16 protein-coding genes are annotated in these 17,098 nt (G+C 50.3%); 6 read left to right on the top strand and 10 right to left on the bottom strand.

All coding sequences use genetic code 11. The annotated features are described in order from the left end of the window. Nucleotides 1–85 precede the first annotated feature (85 nt). The 5 genes from nirK to G482_RS18405 all read left to right on the top strand — a co-directional run bounded on the left by nirK (nucleotide 86) and on the right by G482_RS18405 (nucleotide 4,288). Nucleotides 86–1,132 (top strand): copper-containing nitrite reductase, encoded by a 1,047-nt coding sequence (nirK, locus tag G482_RS0111340; RefSeq protein WP_084414636.1) that lies wholly within the window; start codon nucleotides 86–88, stop codon nucleotides 1,130–1,132. Nucleotides 1,133–1,269: 137 nt separating this feature from the next. Next, the gene (locus G482_RS19670; protein ID WP_169721074.1) at nucleotides 1,270–1,587 is read left to right on the top strand and encodes a c-type cytochrome; all 318 of its coding nucleotides are present in this window, start codon (nucleotides 1,270–1,272) and stop codon (nucleotides 1,585–1,587) included. Next, the gene (locus G482_RS18415) at nucleotides 1,584–2,336 is read left to right on the top strand and encodes a formylglycine-generating enzyme family protein (RefSeq protein WP_034619524.1); all 753 of its coding nucleotides are present in this window, start codon (nucleotides 1,584–1,586) and stop codon (nucleotides 2,334–2,336) included. The genes G482_RS19670 and G482_RS18415 overlap by 4 nt, the downstream gene beginning before the upstream one ends. 18 nt (nucleotides 2,337–2,354) lie before the next feature. Beyond that, nucleotides 2,355–2,951, top strand: coding sequence for an SCO family protein (locus G482_RS18410; RefSeq protein WP_051258955.1), 597 nt, complete (start codon nucleotides 2,355–2,357; stop codon nucleotides 2,949–2,951). 113 nt (nucleotides 2,952–3,064) lie between these two features. Next, complete coding sequence (locus G482_RS18405) at nucleotides 3,065–4,288, top strand: NnrS family protein (RefSeq protein ID WP_084414634.1); 1,224 nt, start codon at nucleotides 3,065–3,067, stop codon at nucleotides 4,286–4,288. Between the two features lie 6 nt (nucleotides 4,289–4,294). Here the strand turns inward: G482_RS18405 and G482_RS0111315 are convergent, their stop codons facing one another. Next, complete coding sequence (locus tag G482_RS0111315) at nucleotides 4,295–5,416, bottom strand: HPP family protein (protein WP_028450119.1); 1,122 nt, start codon at nucleotides 5,414–5,416, stop codon at nucleotides 4,295–4,297. Nucleotides 5,417–5,952: 536 nt separating this feature from the next. On the opposite strand from G482_RS0111315, the gene G482_RS0111310 reads away from it, so the two are divergent. Next, nucleotides 5,953–6,591, top strand: a complete 639-nt coding sequence (locus G482_RS0111310; protein ID WP_028450118.1) for a hypothetical protein — start codon at nucleotides 5,953–5,955, stop codon at nucleotides 6,589–6,591. Between the two features lie 217 nt (nucleotides 6,592–6,808). Here the strand turns inward: G482_RS0111310 and G482_RS0111305 are convergent, their stop codons facing one another. From G482_RS0111305 to G482_RS0111265, 9 genes are all read right to left on the bottom strand, one after another. Continuing rightward, a complete protein-coding gene (locus G482_RS0111305; protein ID WP_028450117.1) occupies nucleotides 6,809–8,884 on the bottom strand; it encodes a methyl-accepting chemotaxis protein in 2,076 nt (691 codons plus the stop codon). Nucleotides 8,885–8,964: 80 nt separating this feature from the next. Beyond that, a complete protein-coding gene (locus G482_RS20330; protein ID WP_255350766.1) occupies nucleotides 8,965–9,186 on the bottom strand; it encodes a YchJ family metal-binding protein in 222 nt (73 codons plus the stop codon). A gap of 117 nt (nucleotides 9,187–9,303) precedes the next feature. After that, the gene (locus G482_RS0111295) at nucleotides 9,304–10,434 is read right to left on the bottom strand and encodes a nickel/cobalt efflux protein RcnA (RefSeq protein WP_028450115.1); all 1,131 of its coding nucleotides are present in this window, start codon (nucleotides 10,432–10,434) and stop codon (nucleotides 9,304–9,306) included. Between the two features lie 9 nt (nucleotides 10,435–10,443). Further along, nucleotides 10,444–10,704, bottom strand: coding sequence for a metal-sensing transcriptional repressor (locus G482_RS0111290; protein ID WP_028450114.1), 261 nt, complete (start codon nucleotides 10,702–10,704; stop codon nucleotides 10,444–10,446). Nucleotides 10,705–10,888: 184 nt separating this feature from the next. After that, nucleotides 10,889–12,265: a chromate efflux transporter gene (gene chrA, locus G482_RS0111285; RefSeq protein ID WP_156905393.1), complete on the bottom strand. Its 1,377-nt coding sequence runs from the start codon at nucleotides 12,263–12,265 to the stop codon at nucleotides 10,889–10,891. Beyond that, nucleotides 12,262–13,200, bottom strand: coding sequence for a chromate resistance protein ChrB domain-containing protein (locus G482_RS0111280; protein WP_028450112.1), 939 nt, complete (start codon nucleotides 13,198–13,200; stop codon nucleotides 12,262–12,264). The genes chrA and G482_RS0111280 overlap by 4 nt, the downstream gene beginning before the upstream one ends. 398 nt (nucleotides 13,201–13,598) lie before the next feature. Continuing rightward, on the bottom strand, nucleotides 13,599–14,051 hold the full coding sequence (locus G482_RS0111275; RefSeq protein ID WP_028450111.1) for a Csu type fimbrial protein: 453 nt from the start codon (nucleotides 14,049–14,051) through the stop codon (nucleotides 13,599–13,601). Further along, nucleotides 14,052–16,340, bottom strand: coding sequence for a fimbria/pilus outer membrane usher protein (locus G482_RS0111270; protein WP_028450110.1), 2,289 nt, complete (start codon nucleotides 16,338–16,340; stop codon nucleotides 14,052–14,054). After that, on the bottom strand, nucleotides 16,328–17,050 hold the full coding sequence (locus G482_RS0111265; protein ID WP_028450109.1) for a fimbrial biogenesis chaperone: 723 nt from the start codon (nucleotides 17,048–17,050) through the stop codon (nucleotides 16,328–16,330). Before G482_RS0111265 ends, G482_RS0111270 begins: the two co-directional genes overlap by 13 nt. Between the last annotated feature and the right edge of the window lie 48 nt (nucleotides 17,051–17,098).

Below are 17,098 nucleotides of genomic sequence, written 5' to 3'. Positions count from 1 at the left end.
AATACATATTGACTTAGATCAAGATTTAATATGCATATTAGTTACAACATAACATCACACAAGCGTGTTAACAGGAGAGGATGTGATGTCGAAATTACAGTTTCAACCCTGCTGCAATCGGGCCTTGCTGTCGAGTTTGCTGCTGGCAATCGGTAGTTTAGCTGCGATGAGTGCATGGGCTGATGCCACAGCCGATTTGCCAGTCGAAATCGCCGAACTGAACGCGCCGCCGCTCGTGCCTGCGCCAATTACACGCAAAACACCAGCCAAAGTGGTGGTGAATCTGACCACCGAAGAAGTGATTCGTGAAATCACCCCGGGTACCAAATACATGTTCTGGACGTTCGGTGGTACCGTGCCAGGCAGAATGATTCGGGTACGCCAAGGTGATACGGTGGAGCTGCATCTGAAAAATCTGCCAAGCAGCAAAGTGCCACATAACATCGATTTGCATGCTGTTTCAGGCCCAGGCGGTGGTGCACCACAAACGCTGATTGCGCCGGGTAAAGACGCCACGTTTACCTTCAAAGCACTGAACCCTGGCCTGTATGTGTATCACTGTGCGACCGCACCCGTAGCGATGCACATCGCCAACGGCATGTACGGCATGATTCTGGTTGAGCCCGAAGCAGGCATGGCACCGGTCGATAAAGAGTATTACGTGATGCAGGGCGATTTTTATACGCCGGGTGCATTTGGTGCGGGCGGGTTACAACCGTTTGATATGCAGCGCTCGATTGACGAAAACGCCAGCTACATCCTGTTTAACGGCGCGAGCAATTCGCTGACCGGCAAAAACGCGCTGACCGCTAATGTGGGCGACAAAGTGCGGCTGTATTTTGGCTCCGGCGGGCCAAACGTGGCATCCAATTTCCACGTGATTGGCGCGATTTTTGACAAGGTGTATACCGAGGGCGGTCTGAAATACCAAGAGCAAGTGCAAACCACGACAGTACCACCGGGTGGTTCAACGATTGTTGAGTTTGTACCCAAAGTACCGGGCAATCTAACGCTGGTTGATCACGCGCTTAGCCGTGCTTTCCATAAAGGCGCAATCGGCATTATGAGCGTCAGTGGCGAAGAGCACCCAGAGATTTACAGCAAAGCGGCGACAGCAAAGGCTGAACATTAATCATCGGGATATATGGCTGTGGCTGGCAAGATCAATTAGCTGTGGCCCTATACGCAATAAGGAGCATCAAAATGCGTTTCTCTATCTGTCTATTGCTATCGCTGATTGCCACTACGGCGTTTGCCAATGAACTTGAGGTGGGTAAAACCGTGTTTCAGCAAACCTGTGCATCGTGCCATATGGCAGATGGTGCAGGCTTGCCCGGTGCTTTTCCTCCGTTGAAACAATCGGATTACTTTAAAAAGGCAACGCCCGCGGCTTTGGTCAAAATCATGGATCACGGTTTGACTGGTGAAGTGACCGTCAACGGGCAGAAATTTAATTCCGCCATGCCAGCTCAAAATTTGAGCGATCAGGAAATGAGCGACGTACTCAATTACGTCAGCGTCGCGCTCAATGGTGGTAAAGCGGCGTTTAAACCCGAGCAAGTGAAAAAACTGCGGGCCGCAAAATGAAAACCGCTACCGCCTGTTTTGCGTTCGTACTAGGGTGCCTCCACGCTGCCGACTACGTTCCAATCGCTGGCGGCACACTGCGCACGGCCTTGCCTCTCGATGGTGAGACTGTGCCGGTGGCGGCATTTCAAATGCGCAGCAAACCCGTCACCAATGCAGAGTTTTTACTTTTTGTCCTCGCCAACAGTGAATGGCAGCGCAGGAACGCACCAACGCTGTACGCGACGAATGCTTATTTGAGCCAGTGGCGCAGTGCGACTGACTTTGCCCCACTGCCCCCCAATGCGCCGGTGACGAATGTGAGCTGGTTTGCTGCGAGCGCCTACTGCGCCAGTGAAGGTGCGGCACTGCCGAGCTGGACGCAATGGGAGTTTGCCGCCGCGGCCGATGCAGTGCGCACAGACGCACGCCATGATCCAGCATGGCGGGCGCAAATTCTGGGTTGGTACGAAAAACCTAGCGTCGAGAGTCTGCCCGATGTCGGGCTGCATCCGGCCAATATTTACGGCGTTCACGATCTGCACCAACTGATTTGGGAATGGGTCGATGACTTTAATGGGCTGTTTGTCACTGTTGATAGCCGTGCGCAGGGTGAGCAAAAAGTATTGGAAACCTGCGGCGCGGCCTCGTTGAGTTTGGGTGACAAGGAAAACTATGCGGTACTGATGCGCATTGCCTTGCTGGCGGCGTTAAATGGACAAGATAGTGTCGGCAGTCTGGGCTTTCGCTGCGTCAAACCGGCTCAATGATTCACAGAGGTTAAGCAAATGAAAGCGACACTTGCCATGCTTTTGCTCGGCGCCATCAGCGCCGTACCTGCGTGCGAAGAACATCAGCATGTTGCCAGCTCGGCAGCTGCCGTGAGTGGCGAATCCTTGTTTCAACTGGCTGTTCCTCTTACCGATCAAAGCAATCAGCCATTCAAGCTGGGGCAGGCGGGTAAGAAAGCGACTTTGATCACGATGTTTTATGGTGATTGCAACATTTCCTGCCCGATCGTGCTGGAAAACGTCAAACGGACCATCACGCAGTTACCCGCAGCGCAACGTGGCGCGGTGCAGGCTGTGCTGGTGAGCTTGAATCCTGGTGTCGATACCGCGAAAAGTCTGGCTGCCTTGGCCAAGGTCCATCAGATGGACGAGCGGGTGTATCGGCTGGTGGTCAGTGATAACGATTTACATACTCGCCAGTTGGCGGCGACCTTGGGGGTGAAATATCGCCGCGGCGCCAACGGCGAAATTAACCACAACACGCGTTTTGTCGTGCTCGATCAGCGAGGGCAAATACTGAGTGCCAGCGATATTTTGTCGGTTGAGCCGGATTTGCGTTTACTTGCGGATTTGCAAACACTGTTGGCGCATTGAGGGAAATATTAAGTAGATACAGGCTTCGCAGGTGGCGCACGACGCCCCACGTTTACTGCGTCGGGATATTGTGTGAATGAGTGCAGGACTGATTGTTCGAGTGAGTAGCGCGGTTGTACAGATGGAATGGAGAATCTCAATTGCAAAACCCCTTAAAAATATTAAGTAGTGCACCGCATCGATTGGGGTTTAGTCTGGGCGCGCTATTACTACTGGGCAGCTTGTTGTTATGGGGGCTGGAATTATTAAGCCGGCTTGCCGCGCAGCCGCTGGTAACTGTTATACCGGCCATGTTCTGGCATGGCTATGTGATGGTGTATGGCTTTTTCCCCTTGTTCATGCTGGGCTTTATTTATACTGCGGGCCCGCGTTGGTTGAGTGTAAATAGCCCACGCTTATTGCACTATGCTTTGGTATTGCTGTGCTTCGCTGTCGGTTCGCTATTTTGCTTGGCAGGGCGCTGGTGTGTGCTGTTAATGGGAGCTGGCATTGGCTTGCATGTATTGGCTTGGAGTTGTGCTGCATTGATTTGGTGGCAAGCGATTTATCACAGTAACGTGCTCGACAAAGCACACGCCCGTTGTATTGGTGTGGCATTTAGCTTGGGCGCATTGGGTATGCTGGCAGCCCTATATTGGTTGATTGGGCAGCAGAACAATGCTTGGGTGTGGGCGATTGAGATAGGGGTTTGGGGTTTACTGCTTCCGGTGTTTTTAACCGTAAGCCATCGCATGATTCCGTTTTTTAGCCAAAGTGTTCTTAGCGCTTATACGGCGTGGCGACCTTTATGGCTCTTGTATACCCTGCTTGGGTGTTGCTGGGTGGTCGCCATACTACGTTGCTTGCATATCAATACCTTTGTATTTAGTGTGGTATTGGCCGTTCTGCTGATGTACACCAGTTGGCGCTGGCAACTGGTGGCCGCTTGGTCGGTGAAGCTACTAGCTATGTTGCATCTGGCTTTTGCATGGGCAGGCGTCGGGATATTGTTGTGGGCGCTAAGCGATGGTATGCAATTGGTGGGGCAGGGGGGGCTGGGTTTTGCTCCTTTACATGCACTAACATTGGGCTTTTTTTGTACCATGCTGTTGGCCTTTGTGACCCGAGTAACCTTAGGCCATTCGGGGCGTCCCTTAGTGGCAGGTGGACTGGCTTGGATCACGTATTGGTTGATGCATGGCGTGGCCGCAGCGCGCGTGCTCGGTGAGCTAATTCCAGCTTGGCAAAATGGTTTGTATCTTGCTGCCGCTTTATTGGCTGTATTGGCTATCACCTTATGGGTGAAGGTGTATTTACCGATGTATTGGCAGGCCCGAGTGGATGGGAATCATGGGTAAACGTACTTAGATCTTGGTTCGCGTTTCTGCATGGGTATGTTGAGCGCGAATCGCCCATTGGAACAAAGCTGCGACCATATCAGATTGAGTTATGATGCCAACTAAGCCAGATTGATCAACAATCGGTAAATGGTGCAGTCCGCCATCAGAAAATAAAGGCACTAAATCAAGGATTGATTGCTCTGGTTGGGCCGTAGTTACAGCGGTGGTCATGAGTTCACTCACTAATCGTTGTGCCGTGCTTGCAGCCCGAGGCTGACCTGTAAGAGGGTCAATCATTAAATCATGCAAAGTAATGATGCCAAGCAAAGCAGATTGGGCGTCAATGACGGGTAAGGCTTTGATGCGATGGGTCGACAATTTTTCCCAAGCCACAGCGCCAGTGTCTTGTGCGGAAACGGTAATGACATCCTGCGACATAATGTCCCGACATCTTACTGTTTCAATCTGCTGCTTAAGCGCGTGTAGTTGCGCATCTCGTAACACTTTTTGCAGATCTTGCTGGCTGATATCAAGCAGATGGGGGTGTTGTGCGAGGGCAAAAGTTACATCGCTAGCGTCTAATTGTAGGCGCTGGCTAGGTTCTGGGTCACGAGTGCGGTGTGTTGATGTAGAAGCAGCAAAGTTTGGGTATCGTTTACCACTTAACTGACCATAACCGATAGCCAGTAATAATAAGACGATCGAATTAATTGCAACTGGCACCAGGACATACTCAAAACCTAGGCTGCTGATGGTTGGGCCTCCAATTACCGCGGTAAGTGCAACAGCGCCGCCGGGTGGATGCAAGCTGCGCGTGAGTAGCATCAGCGCGATTGCAATCGAAACAGCTAACGCTGATGCCAGCGCGATATTTCCAATTAGCTTCGCGCAGCACACCCCCACAAACGCAGACAGCAAATTACCAATTAGCATTGACCATGGTTGTGCTAGAGGGCTAGCTGGTGCAGCAAATAGCAAAACAGCAGAGGCACCCATTGGTGCAATTAACCAATGTGGACTAGTCCCCAGTAAATATTGGCACGCCCATTCGGTGACAAAAAGACCAAAAAATGCACCCAGTACACCAAGGGTGAAATCTTTCTTATTTGATGCTGCAACAGCAGGAAATAACGCTTTAATATGCATGCAGAATTATTCTTTGTATGAAAAATTTTTGATCATTAGCCAAGCTGGCTATTCAGTACAGGACATGCAATATTGTGTCTTAAAGAGGCATTGATTGCATATGTTTTGTTTGGTGCCCATGCTACCTCAGATGGAGTAGCATTTAATGCCTTGAATATATTGTCGGAATTGAATGTGATTTCGTAGTTCGATGTCCGCTGAGTCCGAAGATTTATCAGTGTGTTAAGCCTAGTTGGTCGCTGTTTGGCCCAAACCAACAGCCATTCAAAATTTCCCAGGAATCCAAGTTTGATATCCTGGCTACACCAGACTAAGGCGCTTAAGTGATTGCTATGAACATGGCTGAGCACATACTGTTGCGTGGCCCCTTCTGCTTTGGTTGCTCGATAAGCTGACGCCTCTTGTATGAGATCAATGCATGTCTTAAAACTATTTTCTACTCAATATTGGGGGAGGCTCGCGTAAGCACTGCGAATGCTTTTGGGCTAATATGAAAAGGAAGCTAGCCCCGTCTCAAGGGATTTCTAGGAGGTCTTATGCCAAGAGTAATCGCTCTACTCCGTAAGTACGATAACAATCCAGATGTAAGTGTTGAAATAAAGGCTAGGCTTCGCACTCTCTTTTTGCTTGCGGAGCAAAAGGCAGATTTCATCAAGATAATCTTGGACGAAAAGCACCGATCGGAATCTGTTCACTCAAATCTGGACTCGATTCCTGTGACCTCTGTGATTGGGTATCAGACTCTCATTTATGGGCTCTCTGAGGATGATCTTATTGAGGATATCGGCCAGATAATCGAATCTGCAAGGATGACTTATGGCGGTGTTACTGAAGGTGTTGTTGATTGGATTGATAGTCAGCTTGTTAGTCAGGTAAATTTATTCTTTGCGAGTCCTCTTGATATAGAACATGATTTACGGTTTGTTGCCGTGATGGGGCCTTCGGTTGTTAGATTTGATATTTGTTTTTATTGTATCCAAGAAAGAATCTCCGGTGTATGTGATAAGATTCTAATAGTTCATTTTTCAACGTCGCGTGTAAACTTGCTGAAGTTTGATTGTGATGATTTTACTAGGTTTATTAAATTGGTTTATGGGGCGGATTCAAATTTTATTGGTGAGGAGCTGAGAAAGGCGCAAGAGATATACCAGAGGATTCAGACTGCTCTTGAATAGTAGAGCTTTCGTTTTGCTTGGATTTTTTATGAGGAGCTAGCTATTTCGTTTTTTTTTTCTGTGCCTTCTGGTCTTAAAGTAAGAGCCAGTTAATTAAAATCCTTCCGGAGTTGTTTGATATCTACATGGCGAGTCCAGTCTTAAGTCAACACTGCTCTCGATGGCAACCCATACGGTCTTGTCAGTCTATGTAATTCGGTTCTTCTTAGAATTCGAATTAGGTTTTGAAGCGAGCAACCAACTCCTGCAGGTTACTAGAGAAATCGCGCAGTTTTCCTACGGAAGACATCACTTCTGTCATCGCTTGATCGTTACTGGAAGCCATATTACTAATTCGCTCGACGTGCTGAGCAATTTCGGTAATAGCCATTGCTTGTTCGCGTGCAGAACTGGCAATCATCTCGACCCTTGATACCAAGCCATCGTTTGCAGCAAACACTGAGTCTATGGATTGGCTAGCCTCTTCGGAAAGGGAGACGGAGCTCCGGATATTGCGATTGGTATTGCCCATTTCTCGAGCTGCAGAGCCTATTTCATTCTGGATTTGCGTGACGATGTTGCCAATTTCGACAGTCGCTTCAGCTGTCTTACTGGCCAGCTTCCTGACCTCATCGGCCACGACAGCAAATCCACGACCTTGTTCACCGGCTCGAGCGGCTTCAATGGCTGCATTCAGCGCCAGTAAATTTGTTTGGTCAGCAATATCCTTAATGACGCCAACAATGCGATCCACGTTACCCAGCTCAGCGGTAAGGCCTTCGATCGTTGAGCCAAGCACTTTAACGCTGCGGTCGACTGCTGCGACTTCCCCAGCCACTTGCCCTACTAACTGTTTGCCACCGTCAATCTGGGTATTGGCCGAATGTGCAAGTTCGTTTACATCCTCAGTGGTTGAAGCGACGTGCTGAATGCTTACCGTGACTTCTTCTACGCTTGAGGCAGTTGCACTGGCCGCCTCTGCTTGCTGCCGTGATGCCTGACTGACCGAGGCGGCGCTGCTCGATAGATCCTGGGCGGCCTGGCTGACGGCACCGCTTTGTTCTCGGACTTGAATAAACATGCTTCGTAAGCGTTCCATAAATTCGTTGAACGCGGCGCTGCTACGGCCAATTTCATCTTGAGAGTGTACTTCTAGGCGATGAGTCAAATCCCCTGTACCACTAGCAAGCGTTGTCATTGCCGTGGCGAGCGTATTCAAGGGTTTCAAAAGCCAAGAAAGCAGGATGGCAATCAATGTAACCAAGCCAACACCGGTTAGTCCGCCAATCAGAATGGCTTTGTGCTTGGCTGCAACCGCATCTGCCATGATGGTGGCGCGTGGGACATTCAGGCCAAGCGTCCAGTACTGGCCTGTATTGCCTATGCGCACAGGTATCCAGATTTGGAACTGATCATCGTGATCTTGTCGTGCCATTTCACGATTTTTGAGTTTTGCGGTGACGTCTGCGGGTAGTAGTTGCGTATCAACGGGCTTACCAAGCTGGGCGGTATCTTGGGTCACGACCTGTAAACCTGTTTCTGAAATCAAACTTAACGCGCCCGTACCGAACGGTTTAAATTGCCCCAGTGTTTTTTGCAGCTGCCCCAGCGGCATATCCATTGCCGCCAAGCCTGCAAATTTGCCCGCAGGGTCTTTCATCGCGACCGTCAACGACGACATCAGCACTTTTTCACCTTGCACCTCATAAACATAAGGCTCGGTGACCGTATCCCGGCCCCGTTGCTTTGGCACAAAATAGAAATCCCCCCACCCAGACTTCTCGTAGGCGGGCGTGTAGCCAGCAGGATTATTACGGAATGGCTCGGCGATCTTTTGTTGTTCTGCCCCTAGCATCGTATCTTGGGCAATCTTGTCGCCTGATCGAGTGATGTAGGGCATGTAACGCCCAGTAGGGTCGTGGATCGGCCAATCCTGCTGGTACTGACTGTCTTTGCCATCTAAGGCGTTAGGTTCCATGAGCATCCAGATACCTGATGCCGATGGATATTCATTCAGTAACTTGATCAGTACTTGATCGATGGCCTTCCGTTCAGGCATCTGCGTTTTATGGAAGCCATCAATGGTGGTTGCGAGCTGACGTGGTACCGAATAGGCGAGATCAAAGAACGCCTCAATTTCTTTAGCTTGGCCTTTGGCCTCACGCTCTAACAGAGCAAGCCCTGCTTTTTCTGTGCTGTGATAGATCGTGTTGCTGATGATCGTCACAAGGATGGAGAGGCCAATGACTAGGATGCCAGAGGCGGCTATAACCACCTTGTTGCGAATAGACAAAGCTTGCCATTGAGTACGCATTCTTGGCTCCTGCTAAAGGAAAATACCAGTATTCACTTTAGGTGCGCCAACGGCGAATGCAATCGCTGATCTCGAAATTGCTAACCGAATTCAAAGTTGAAGCCAGGAGTAATAAGAGATTTTGACCAGCCCCAAGTGTAATAGCCTGTCAGCAGACGGGAGTTGGCGTGGCTTGCTGAAAAAGTCAGTCTGAATCGCTCCGCTTCCGCACGATTAAAGTCATCGCGAATCTCTGGTGCATGGCTGCGTTCAACATGATCGAGCTGACGTTGCACAAAGGCGGTATAGCGCGAACGCATCAATGCTTCAGCTGTTAAAGCTGGTGATCCAGCAATAATTGGGGCGCAACAAGCTTAAAATTCGAGTTTCGAACCATATGGGCATACCGCCATAATGAACCTCTTTGTGTCGTTGCCAACTTAAGGCAAATTGATCCAGCCGTGATAGCCTACGTACAAGCCCACGAGCATGATTAATGCCCCTGAAAAATATGGCGCTTTACGAGCAAACTCACCGAAGCCATTCCAGCGGGTTGAAACGTGTTTTACACTCAAGGCCGCCAGAACACCCGATAGAACCATTGTTAATGCCAGACCAATACTGAAGCACAGCACCAAGGTTGCCCCTAAAGCAATTTCTTTCAGCTGCAGGCAGAGCAACAGTACGGTGATGGAGGCTGGGCATGGAATTAGTCCGCCAGTCAGACCAAAAATGACGATCTGACCGGTTGTGACTTCACGATTGGCAAAGCGACGACGAATGTCATTGGCGTGTGCTAATTCGTGCGGGTCTTGATAGCCAGGAGCAGAGATATCCAGTTCAGCATAATCAGTGATAGCGTGATGGTGATGGTCGTGCTCAACATATTCCACATCATAATCATGGCTATGATGGCCGTGCCCAAGGCTTAAACGAGCCACAAACTCATGCGGCTCCGGGATTTCTTGCTCAGATTCCAAAAAGCCGTCACGTTGTACGAACGTGAAGGATTGAATGCTGCCATCGGCGCGTTCGGTTTCGATTTTGACCTGATTTGCCGCCCATGTATGACCACTATCGGCGAATAATTGAAAGCGTGGCGGAACGCCATCTTCAAAGATTTCAAGTCGAACCACGCCATGTCCGGTATCAATTCGCTTCGTTTCATCATGACCATGATGATGGTCGTGGTCGTGGTCGTGGTCGTGAGAGTGCGAGGCGAATTGTTGATTGCGCCAAGTGCGCCAAACCATCCATAGTGCGGTAGCGATAATGATGACCGCTGAAGCCACCTGCAAATAAGGTTCGCTGGTCTCTGCACTCCAACGCTGGCCGAAGTACATACCGCCTAAAGCAATAATCCAGACTACCGCGGTGTGAGAGATCGTTGCTGAAACGCCAAGCAAAATGGCCTGCGTGATCGTTCCACGCACGGCAACAATAAAGGCCGCCATCATGGTTTTGGAATGACCTGGCTCCAAGCCATGCAAAGCACCTAATAAAATTGCACTTGGAATAAATAGCCAGGCATTCGCAGCACCTTGCTGTAATAGCGTAGAAAACTCTGTCATGCAACCACCTTATAGGTATTTGGTAATGGCTTTAAATTCACGGATAGCATCCGCGCTCTGATCTTGCACTGCGTGTTCAAGGCAATGATCGATGTGGTCATGCACCAAGGTCTTTTTGGCGCTGCTCACCGCACTTTCAACTGCCTGCAATTGCTGGGCAATTTCCAAACAACCGCGCTCGTTTTCGAGCATGGCGATGACGCTATTGAGGTGGCCTGCGGCGCGTTTTAAGCGCTTGATGATGTCGGGATGTGATGCGTGCGTACCCATAACTCTATATCCTATCCTAGGGGTTAGGATATTAGCCTAAGGTTGTGGCCTTGTCTGCAGGAATTGCTTAGTGTGTGTTAGGAAAATGGGATCCTGTTTTATGGAAAGGCCTTCCCGCCCCATGATTTGAAATGATCAAATTTGGGGCGGGAGTAGTGCGTTAACGCACTGCTTGCAAGCATCCTTACAGAGTCAAGGCTTTTATGAGCAAGCCAACAACCGCACTTGCGGCGATAACATGAATAACATTGCGTTTGTATTTGAACAAGGCGATGGCCGCGGCAATAGAAATCAGTACTGAGATCCAGTCTACTGAAGTCAAAATTCCACCAGCGAAGCCCTTTGGCCACCAAACGTGATAGCCAAAAAACAGTGCCAGATTCAAAATCACGCCGACTACAGCAGCTGTGATGGCAGTCAATGGTGCGGTGAATTTCAAATCATTGTGCGTGGTTTCAATCAATGGGCCACCAGCCAGAATAAAGATGAAGGATGGCAGAAAGGTAAACCACGTCACCAATGTGGCAGCAACTGCACCAGCCAGAAAAACTGATTCAGGGCCGAAGATGGCTTTGACATAACCACCAACAAAACCGACAAAAGCCACAACCATAATCAATGGGCCAGGCGTGGTTTCGCCAAGTGCCAAGCCGTCAATCATTTGGGTTGGCGTGAGCCAGTTGTAATGGCCGACTGCGCCTTGATACACATAGGGCAACACCGCATAGGCACCACCAAAAGTCAGTAAGGCCGCTTTGGTAAAGAACCACCCCATCTGTGTCAACGTGTGATCCCAGCCAAAATAGGCAGTCAGCAAGCCCATTGGAACGACCCACAGTAGTACGCCAATGACGATAATTTGCACCAGACGCGACCAGCGAAATAGCGCGTGTTCTGGTGTTGGCGTATGGTCATCAATCAGCGCCGCGCCGTAGGATTTATCCGCCTTGCCATGGCCTCCACCCGTTTTGAAGCGGTCAGGCGCAATGCGACCGCCGATATAACCGACTAATGCTGCAACGGCCACAATGATGGGGAATGGTACATTCAACGCAAAAATTGCAACAAATGACGCTGCAGCAATTGCCCACAGGACATTGTTTTTCAGAGCTCGCGAACCGATGCGGTGTGCGGCTTGGACGACAATGGCCGTAACTGCAGGTTTAATGCCATAGAACAACCCAGAAACCAGTGGCACATCGCCAAATGCAATGTAAACCCACGATAATGCAATGAGTATCGCCAGAGAGGGCAATACAAATAAGGCGCCTGCTGCAACACCCCCACGAGTTTTATGCATTAGCCAACCAATATAGGTTGCCAACTGCTGCGCTTCAGGGCCGGGCAAGACCATGCAATAGTTCAGCGCATGTAAAAACCGTTTCTCAGAAATCCAGCGACGACGCTCAACTAACTCTTCGTGCATGATTGAGATTTGACCTGCTGGCCCGCCAAAGCTGATAAAACCGAGCTTGAGCCAAAACAAAAATGCCTGCCAAAAGCTCACCGCCGGTGGCGGTAATGCGGTCTGTTCCACCTTGAGCAATTCGGGTTTATTCATGATGAGGAGTTTCCTTGTTCAAAACTGGTTAGCAGGCCATCAAACACTGCACTTGCAGAGAGTAAAAGTTGATCATCGTTGGTGATGGCGTCACGCAGGCCTGCGAGCACGGTTTCGATGCCGACCGATTCAGGCGGTTGAATACCACCGACATCGAGGTAATGCACCAAGGCACCGAGTCGTTTCAGCCCTGCTGCTTCTAGCCCAAAACTGTCCAGCAGGACTTCAAAGGTCACGCGATGCCCAACATGGCTAAAACGAGCGCCATCAAAATCAAATCCCAATGCATCTGTAGGGCAATCCGCTGGAGACTCCAGCCAAAGTAATTTGGCTTTAGGATCAATAAAACGGCGAATCAGCCAAGCGCTGGCCAAGCGATCCACCCATGGTCGCCGGCGCGTTGCCCATGTTCGACCTTGGTATTCGCTCAAAAACAGTCGCGCTACATCTCCCTCAGTGGGATAGGGCTCATCCGGCGCTAAGGCTCGTGCCGAAGCTAACTCCAGCTCTTTCAATGCGGCATCGGCCTGTTTTTGGGCTTCGTTCGGGAAGAAATCAATCTCGCACAGTGCTGCAAACGCTTTGCGCTGTTTACGCACTTGTTTGATCACTTCTCGAACCGTCTCAGCGCTCAGACTCGCTCGAACTTTTGTTATTTCGGCAAGCAGCGCCACATAATCTGCGGTACGGTCGAATAGATGGCTAAATTCATCAGCCTCAGGCTGCTCAATGTCGAGCACGTAAGCTGAACCACCAGCGGCCTGAACATCTGTTGCAATCGAGGCCAGTGTTTGCCTGCAAGCTTCAAGGGCAGGCATCAAGTACACACCATCGCGTACAACGGCTGCACCGGAAGATTTAAGCGTACGCCAGGCTCGCATCCGCACAGTGGCGGTCTCAGTTGGCAAAGTAAGGATAAGAGAAATTAGTTTCATTTGTAAAGTTTAAAACATCAAGGTTGTAAGCTCTACAAAAATATCAATTTGAAAGGTAAGTCGATACCTATGGTTTGGCGTCCGCTATGGCTGAGCAGCACAAGAATGCCGCACAACAAAAAAAGGCCGCAATCTGATAGCGGCCTTTCATTTTTACAGCTTCGTCATCGACACATCGGCCTTGGCGGACGTACAGTCTTGGTACACGCAAGCTGATTTTACGAAAATTGGCATACACAAGAACGCCCTAGGGAACTCCATATCTAGATATCGATCCGCACGCGATTAAGTTTCATGCTGGCGGGCTATGCCAAATCATTCGCGGAGAAATCAAGTATTGTGTCTGACGTGCTCTGAGGCTAATTGCTACTGAGAACGCGTGGCATCGCTAGATTAGGCTACGGGCTTAGCGTGATTGTCACCGTATCGCGATAGGTGCCTGCGGCCACTAACGGCTGACCACCAAACACTTTCACCCAAAACGAAAACCGCCCCTGATTTTGATCGGTAATCATAATGGTGCCGATTTGATTGCCGCTATTGCCAAAGATGGTGCTGCAAGCGCCATCTAAGCACAGCTGATAGCGCAACGTATCGCTGCGGCTATCGTGTTTCATGCGGCGATTTTCAATGCTGCCCGTGTTTTGCGATGGGCCTGCGCTTAGACTGGCGATGGCACCGCCGCTGGTACACGTGAGAAAAATGGCATATTGGCGCGTAATGTCGATATCGGGGAAGTAAACTCCCATATCCCCGATGGGTAAGGAGCTGATCGAGCAGCTCATCGCCCAGCTTGCACCGGGAAAGCCCAAGCAAGCAGCTAGCGCGAAGGCGGACCATTGTTTGCTCATTTATTGCTCCCCTTTGCGCAGGCAGTGTAGCGGGCCCAATTCAGTCACAATTTCATTCTGTGGGGTAATGCTGATGCGGGTAGTACAGTCTTTTGCTTCAAAGAGATACTCTCCGGGGGTAAGTTCTTCCGTGTAAAAACGGCCATCCAAGCTGGTGCTGATGGTGACGGTCTTGCCGTTTACTTGGCTACTTAGGACGACATTGCGTAATGGCTCGCCCAGCTCGTCAAGTAATTGTCCGCTAACGGCGTTGAGCTTTTGCAGTTGAAAGTGCACCGCGCGGCCATCGCGATTGCCGCTCAGTATTTCGTACTGCAGGTGATTGACGCTGTATTCAATCGGAATATCGTTTTGGTTTACGCCAATTTGCTGGTAATTAAAGCTCGCAATATCGGGCAACAATAAATACCCATCCGCATCTGTATTCCCCATAGCACTGCTATTGTGCGTGACGCCAATATTCGCCAGCCCCGTATCAACCCAAGCAAAACTATCATGGATATACCGCGTTGCCCCCCAGCGGCCTTGGCCGTAGGCGATGGCCCCTTGCCAATTGGCGCGCCAATTGGTGTTGCTGCCTTGTGCGCCAGCGGTTTGCATCACATTGAAACTGGCCTGACCGTAGCGCAAATTGCTTTCGAGCCAGCCTAAATAATCAGTCCCATTGTCTTGTTGCTGTGCGCTTACGCTATAACCCCAGCCTTCGCCGCTTGGAGCGCTTTTACTCAGGGTACTGGCGTAACGCATGTGCTCGTTTTGGTACTGAGCCCCGCTGTAGAGATTGTGTCCCGCACCAAAATACCACGATAGATTCAAGTACCCGCTCCAGTCGCTGCCTAATTGATGGTCGACTTTGCGAATTTGGCTACTCACAGACACATTCCGCCACGGTGAAATCGAATAGCCCAGTGTATAGCGATGCAAGTTTTGCAATGGGTCGTCACTGCTTTGCCGGCCATATTCCAGATTGATATGGCCCAAGCGCTGGTTGCCCCAGCTCGTGCCCACATTGACCGACCAGTCCGCTGGCGTAAGTGGAATAAGCTCGGAATGAGTGCGCCAATAGCCTGCGCTTTGTCGTTGACCATTGGCATACAGGCTAAAGTCGGCATTGCTATAGCGATACTGAAATTTCTGGGCATGGCCATTTTGCTGGGTATCATGTTCAGCCCAAGATGCTACAAGGCCTATCACGCCATACTGCCCTAATTTTACATTGCCAAATACACCATAACTGCGATCATCTGGGTTACCGCTAGCTTGCGCACCAACCGTTAACCAATCGCTTAGACCAAAGCGGTGAAAAGCCGAGTAGGCCAAGCCTTCATAATGATCGAAACTGCCGTTTTGCCGCGCCAAACCGAGGTTGTAGTTAAATTCACTTAAACCAGCTTTGAGTAGCGAGTCGTCAAAGTAGTAGGGGATGGCAATATTCTGCACGCCACCGTATTGATCTTTAATCACAATATCGACGTTTTGCAGCCCCGAAAAATATTGCAAATCGCCAAATTGGTACATGCCGGGTTGGAGATTTACGGTCTTGATCTTTTGGCCGTTTAAATACACTTCGGCAGTCGACGGCTGCGTGACCGCGGCCTGACTATGAAAACTGGGCGCGCTTTCAAAATCGGGCTGCATACTAAACACGCGCGAGATACCGATGCCCGCCATCGTTTGATTAAAGCCCAGCGCAGCTTGGCGCGGGCTTAAGTCGCCCAGCGTTGCGCGTAACATCAGTTCGGGTCGATCGTAGTCCAGCGTGGTATTGAGCCGTCGCCATTGCTGGTTTTCGCTTAGATAATCGTGTTCGCTACGAAAATTGAAATGTGCCGCGTTGAGATTCAGCGTTGGGCTGATTTGATACGAAAGACCGCCTTGCTGTCGGTGGAGCGCGGAGAGCCGATAGCTCACATAGCCCGAGAAAGGCGCTGCCGCAGGGTAAAGCTCGGTGTGAGTTTGCTGCAGTGAGACGGATTTTTCGCCAAATTCACTCGCTGGGGCGTCAAGGTACACGGTGAGCGTTGAAGTATCGATGCGGCTTTGAATCCCGTCTAGGGTGTCGGCCCGATAATAGCGTGTCTGATCGTGGCTAATTAGTTCGCCATGAAGGGTATTGATTCCGGCGCCTTTTAATGATTGCTCTGCAATCCAATACCCCTCTTGGTCGTAAATGGCTTCTACATCACCTTGCGCCACGCCGTTTACGACCAGATTGAGCAAAACTTGCTCCAGCGCGTGGGCGCTGGTGCTGCAACACAGCAGTAATAGCCAGCGAACTAGGGTCTGCATGCGGAGGCAGGTATTGAAATCGATTGGCTGAGGGTTTGTTGGTCGGTTTCAATCACAATCTGTTGTGCTTGATTATGCGAACACGCGCTAGCAGGCAAGGGCAATTGGTAGTTGCGGCGTACGCCTGGGTGCAAATACCATTGATCGAACTGATTGATCTCGTCGCCATCATGACCGATACGCACCCGCGTAAGGCGCTGGGTGGTGTTGCCGTTATTGTGTAGCTCAAACCGCAATTGCTGCTGACCGACCTCAATGACACTACTCTTGAGCTGCACCAGCCGCGGGCTGGGGCGCACAAAAACCGGCACGCCAAAACTCACGACCATCGCAACCTGACCTTGCGTTTCTTCGCTCGGCGTATTCGGTTGCTCGTTAATATATAAACGATAAGCGCGTTCTTGTGCCGTGGCGGCTAGTTTGCGCCCGAGCCGAATAATCTGCTTTTGCTGCGGGGCAATTTCAAATTGGCGCGGAAAAAAAATCAATTCATCAGGCGCGTCGGTATACGTTTCTTGGCCGTGCTCGTCTTGCGTCCAACGTTTGAGCTCTAGCGCAAAGCGCAGCGGCTTGTCGCCTTGGTTACTGACCATAATGGCCTGTGATTTATCGTGTGGGCTCAGCTCAACGCGAATGGGGGAAACGGCAAATTGCCCAGCCCAGCTCGATAAACAACATAATCCGATGAAGAAAGCAGAAACAAAGCGCATAGTGTGACCACTTGCGGATAAAGAGTGTGCTGATAGTTTAGCTGCCTG

Origin of the sequence: Chitinibacter tainanensis DSM 15459 (assembly GCF_000429785.1) — a bacterium.
Lineage (GTDB): Bacteria > Pseudomonadota > Gammaproteobacteria > Burkholderiales > Chitinibacteraceae > Chitinibacter > Chitinibacter tainanensis.
Note: the sequence above shows the minus strand (reverse complement) of the source record. Positions and strands in the feature narration are given on the sequence as shown.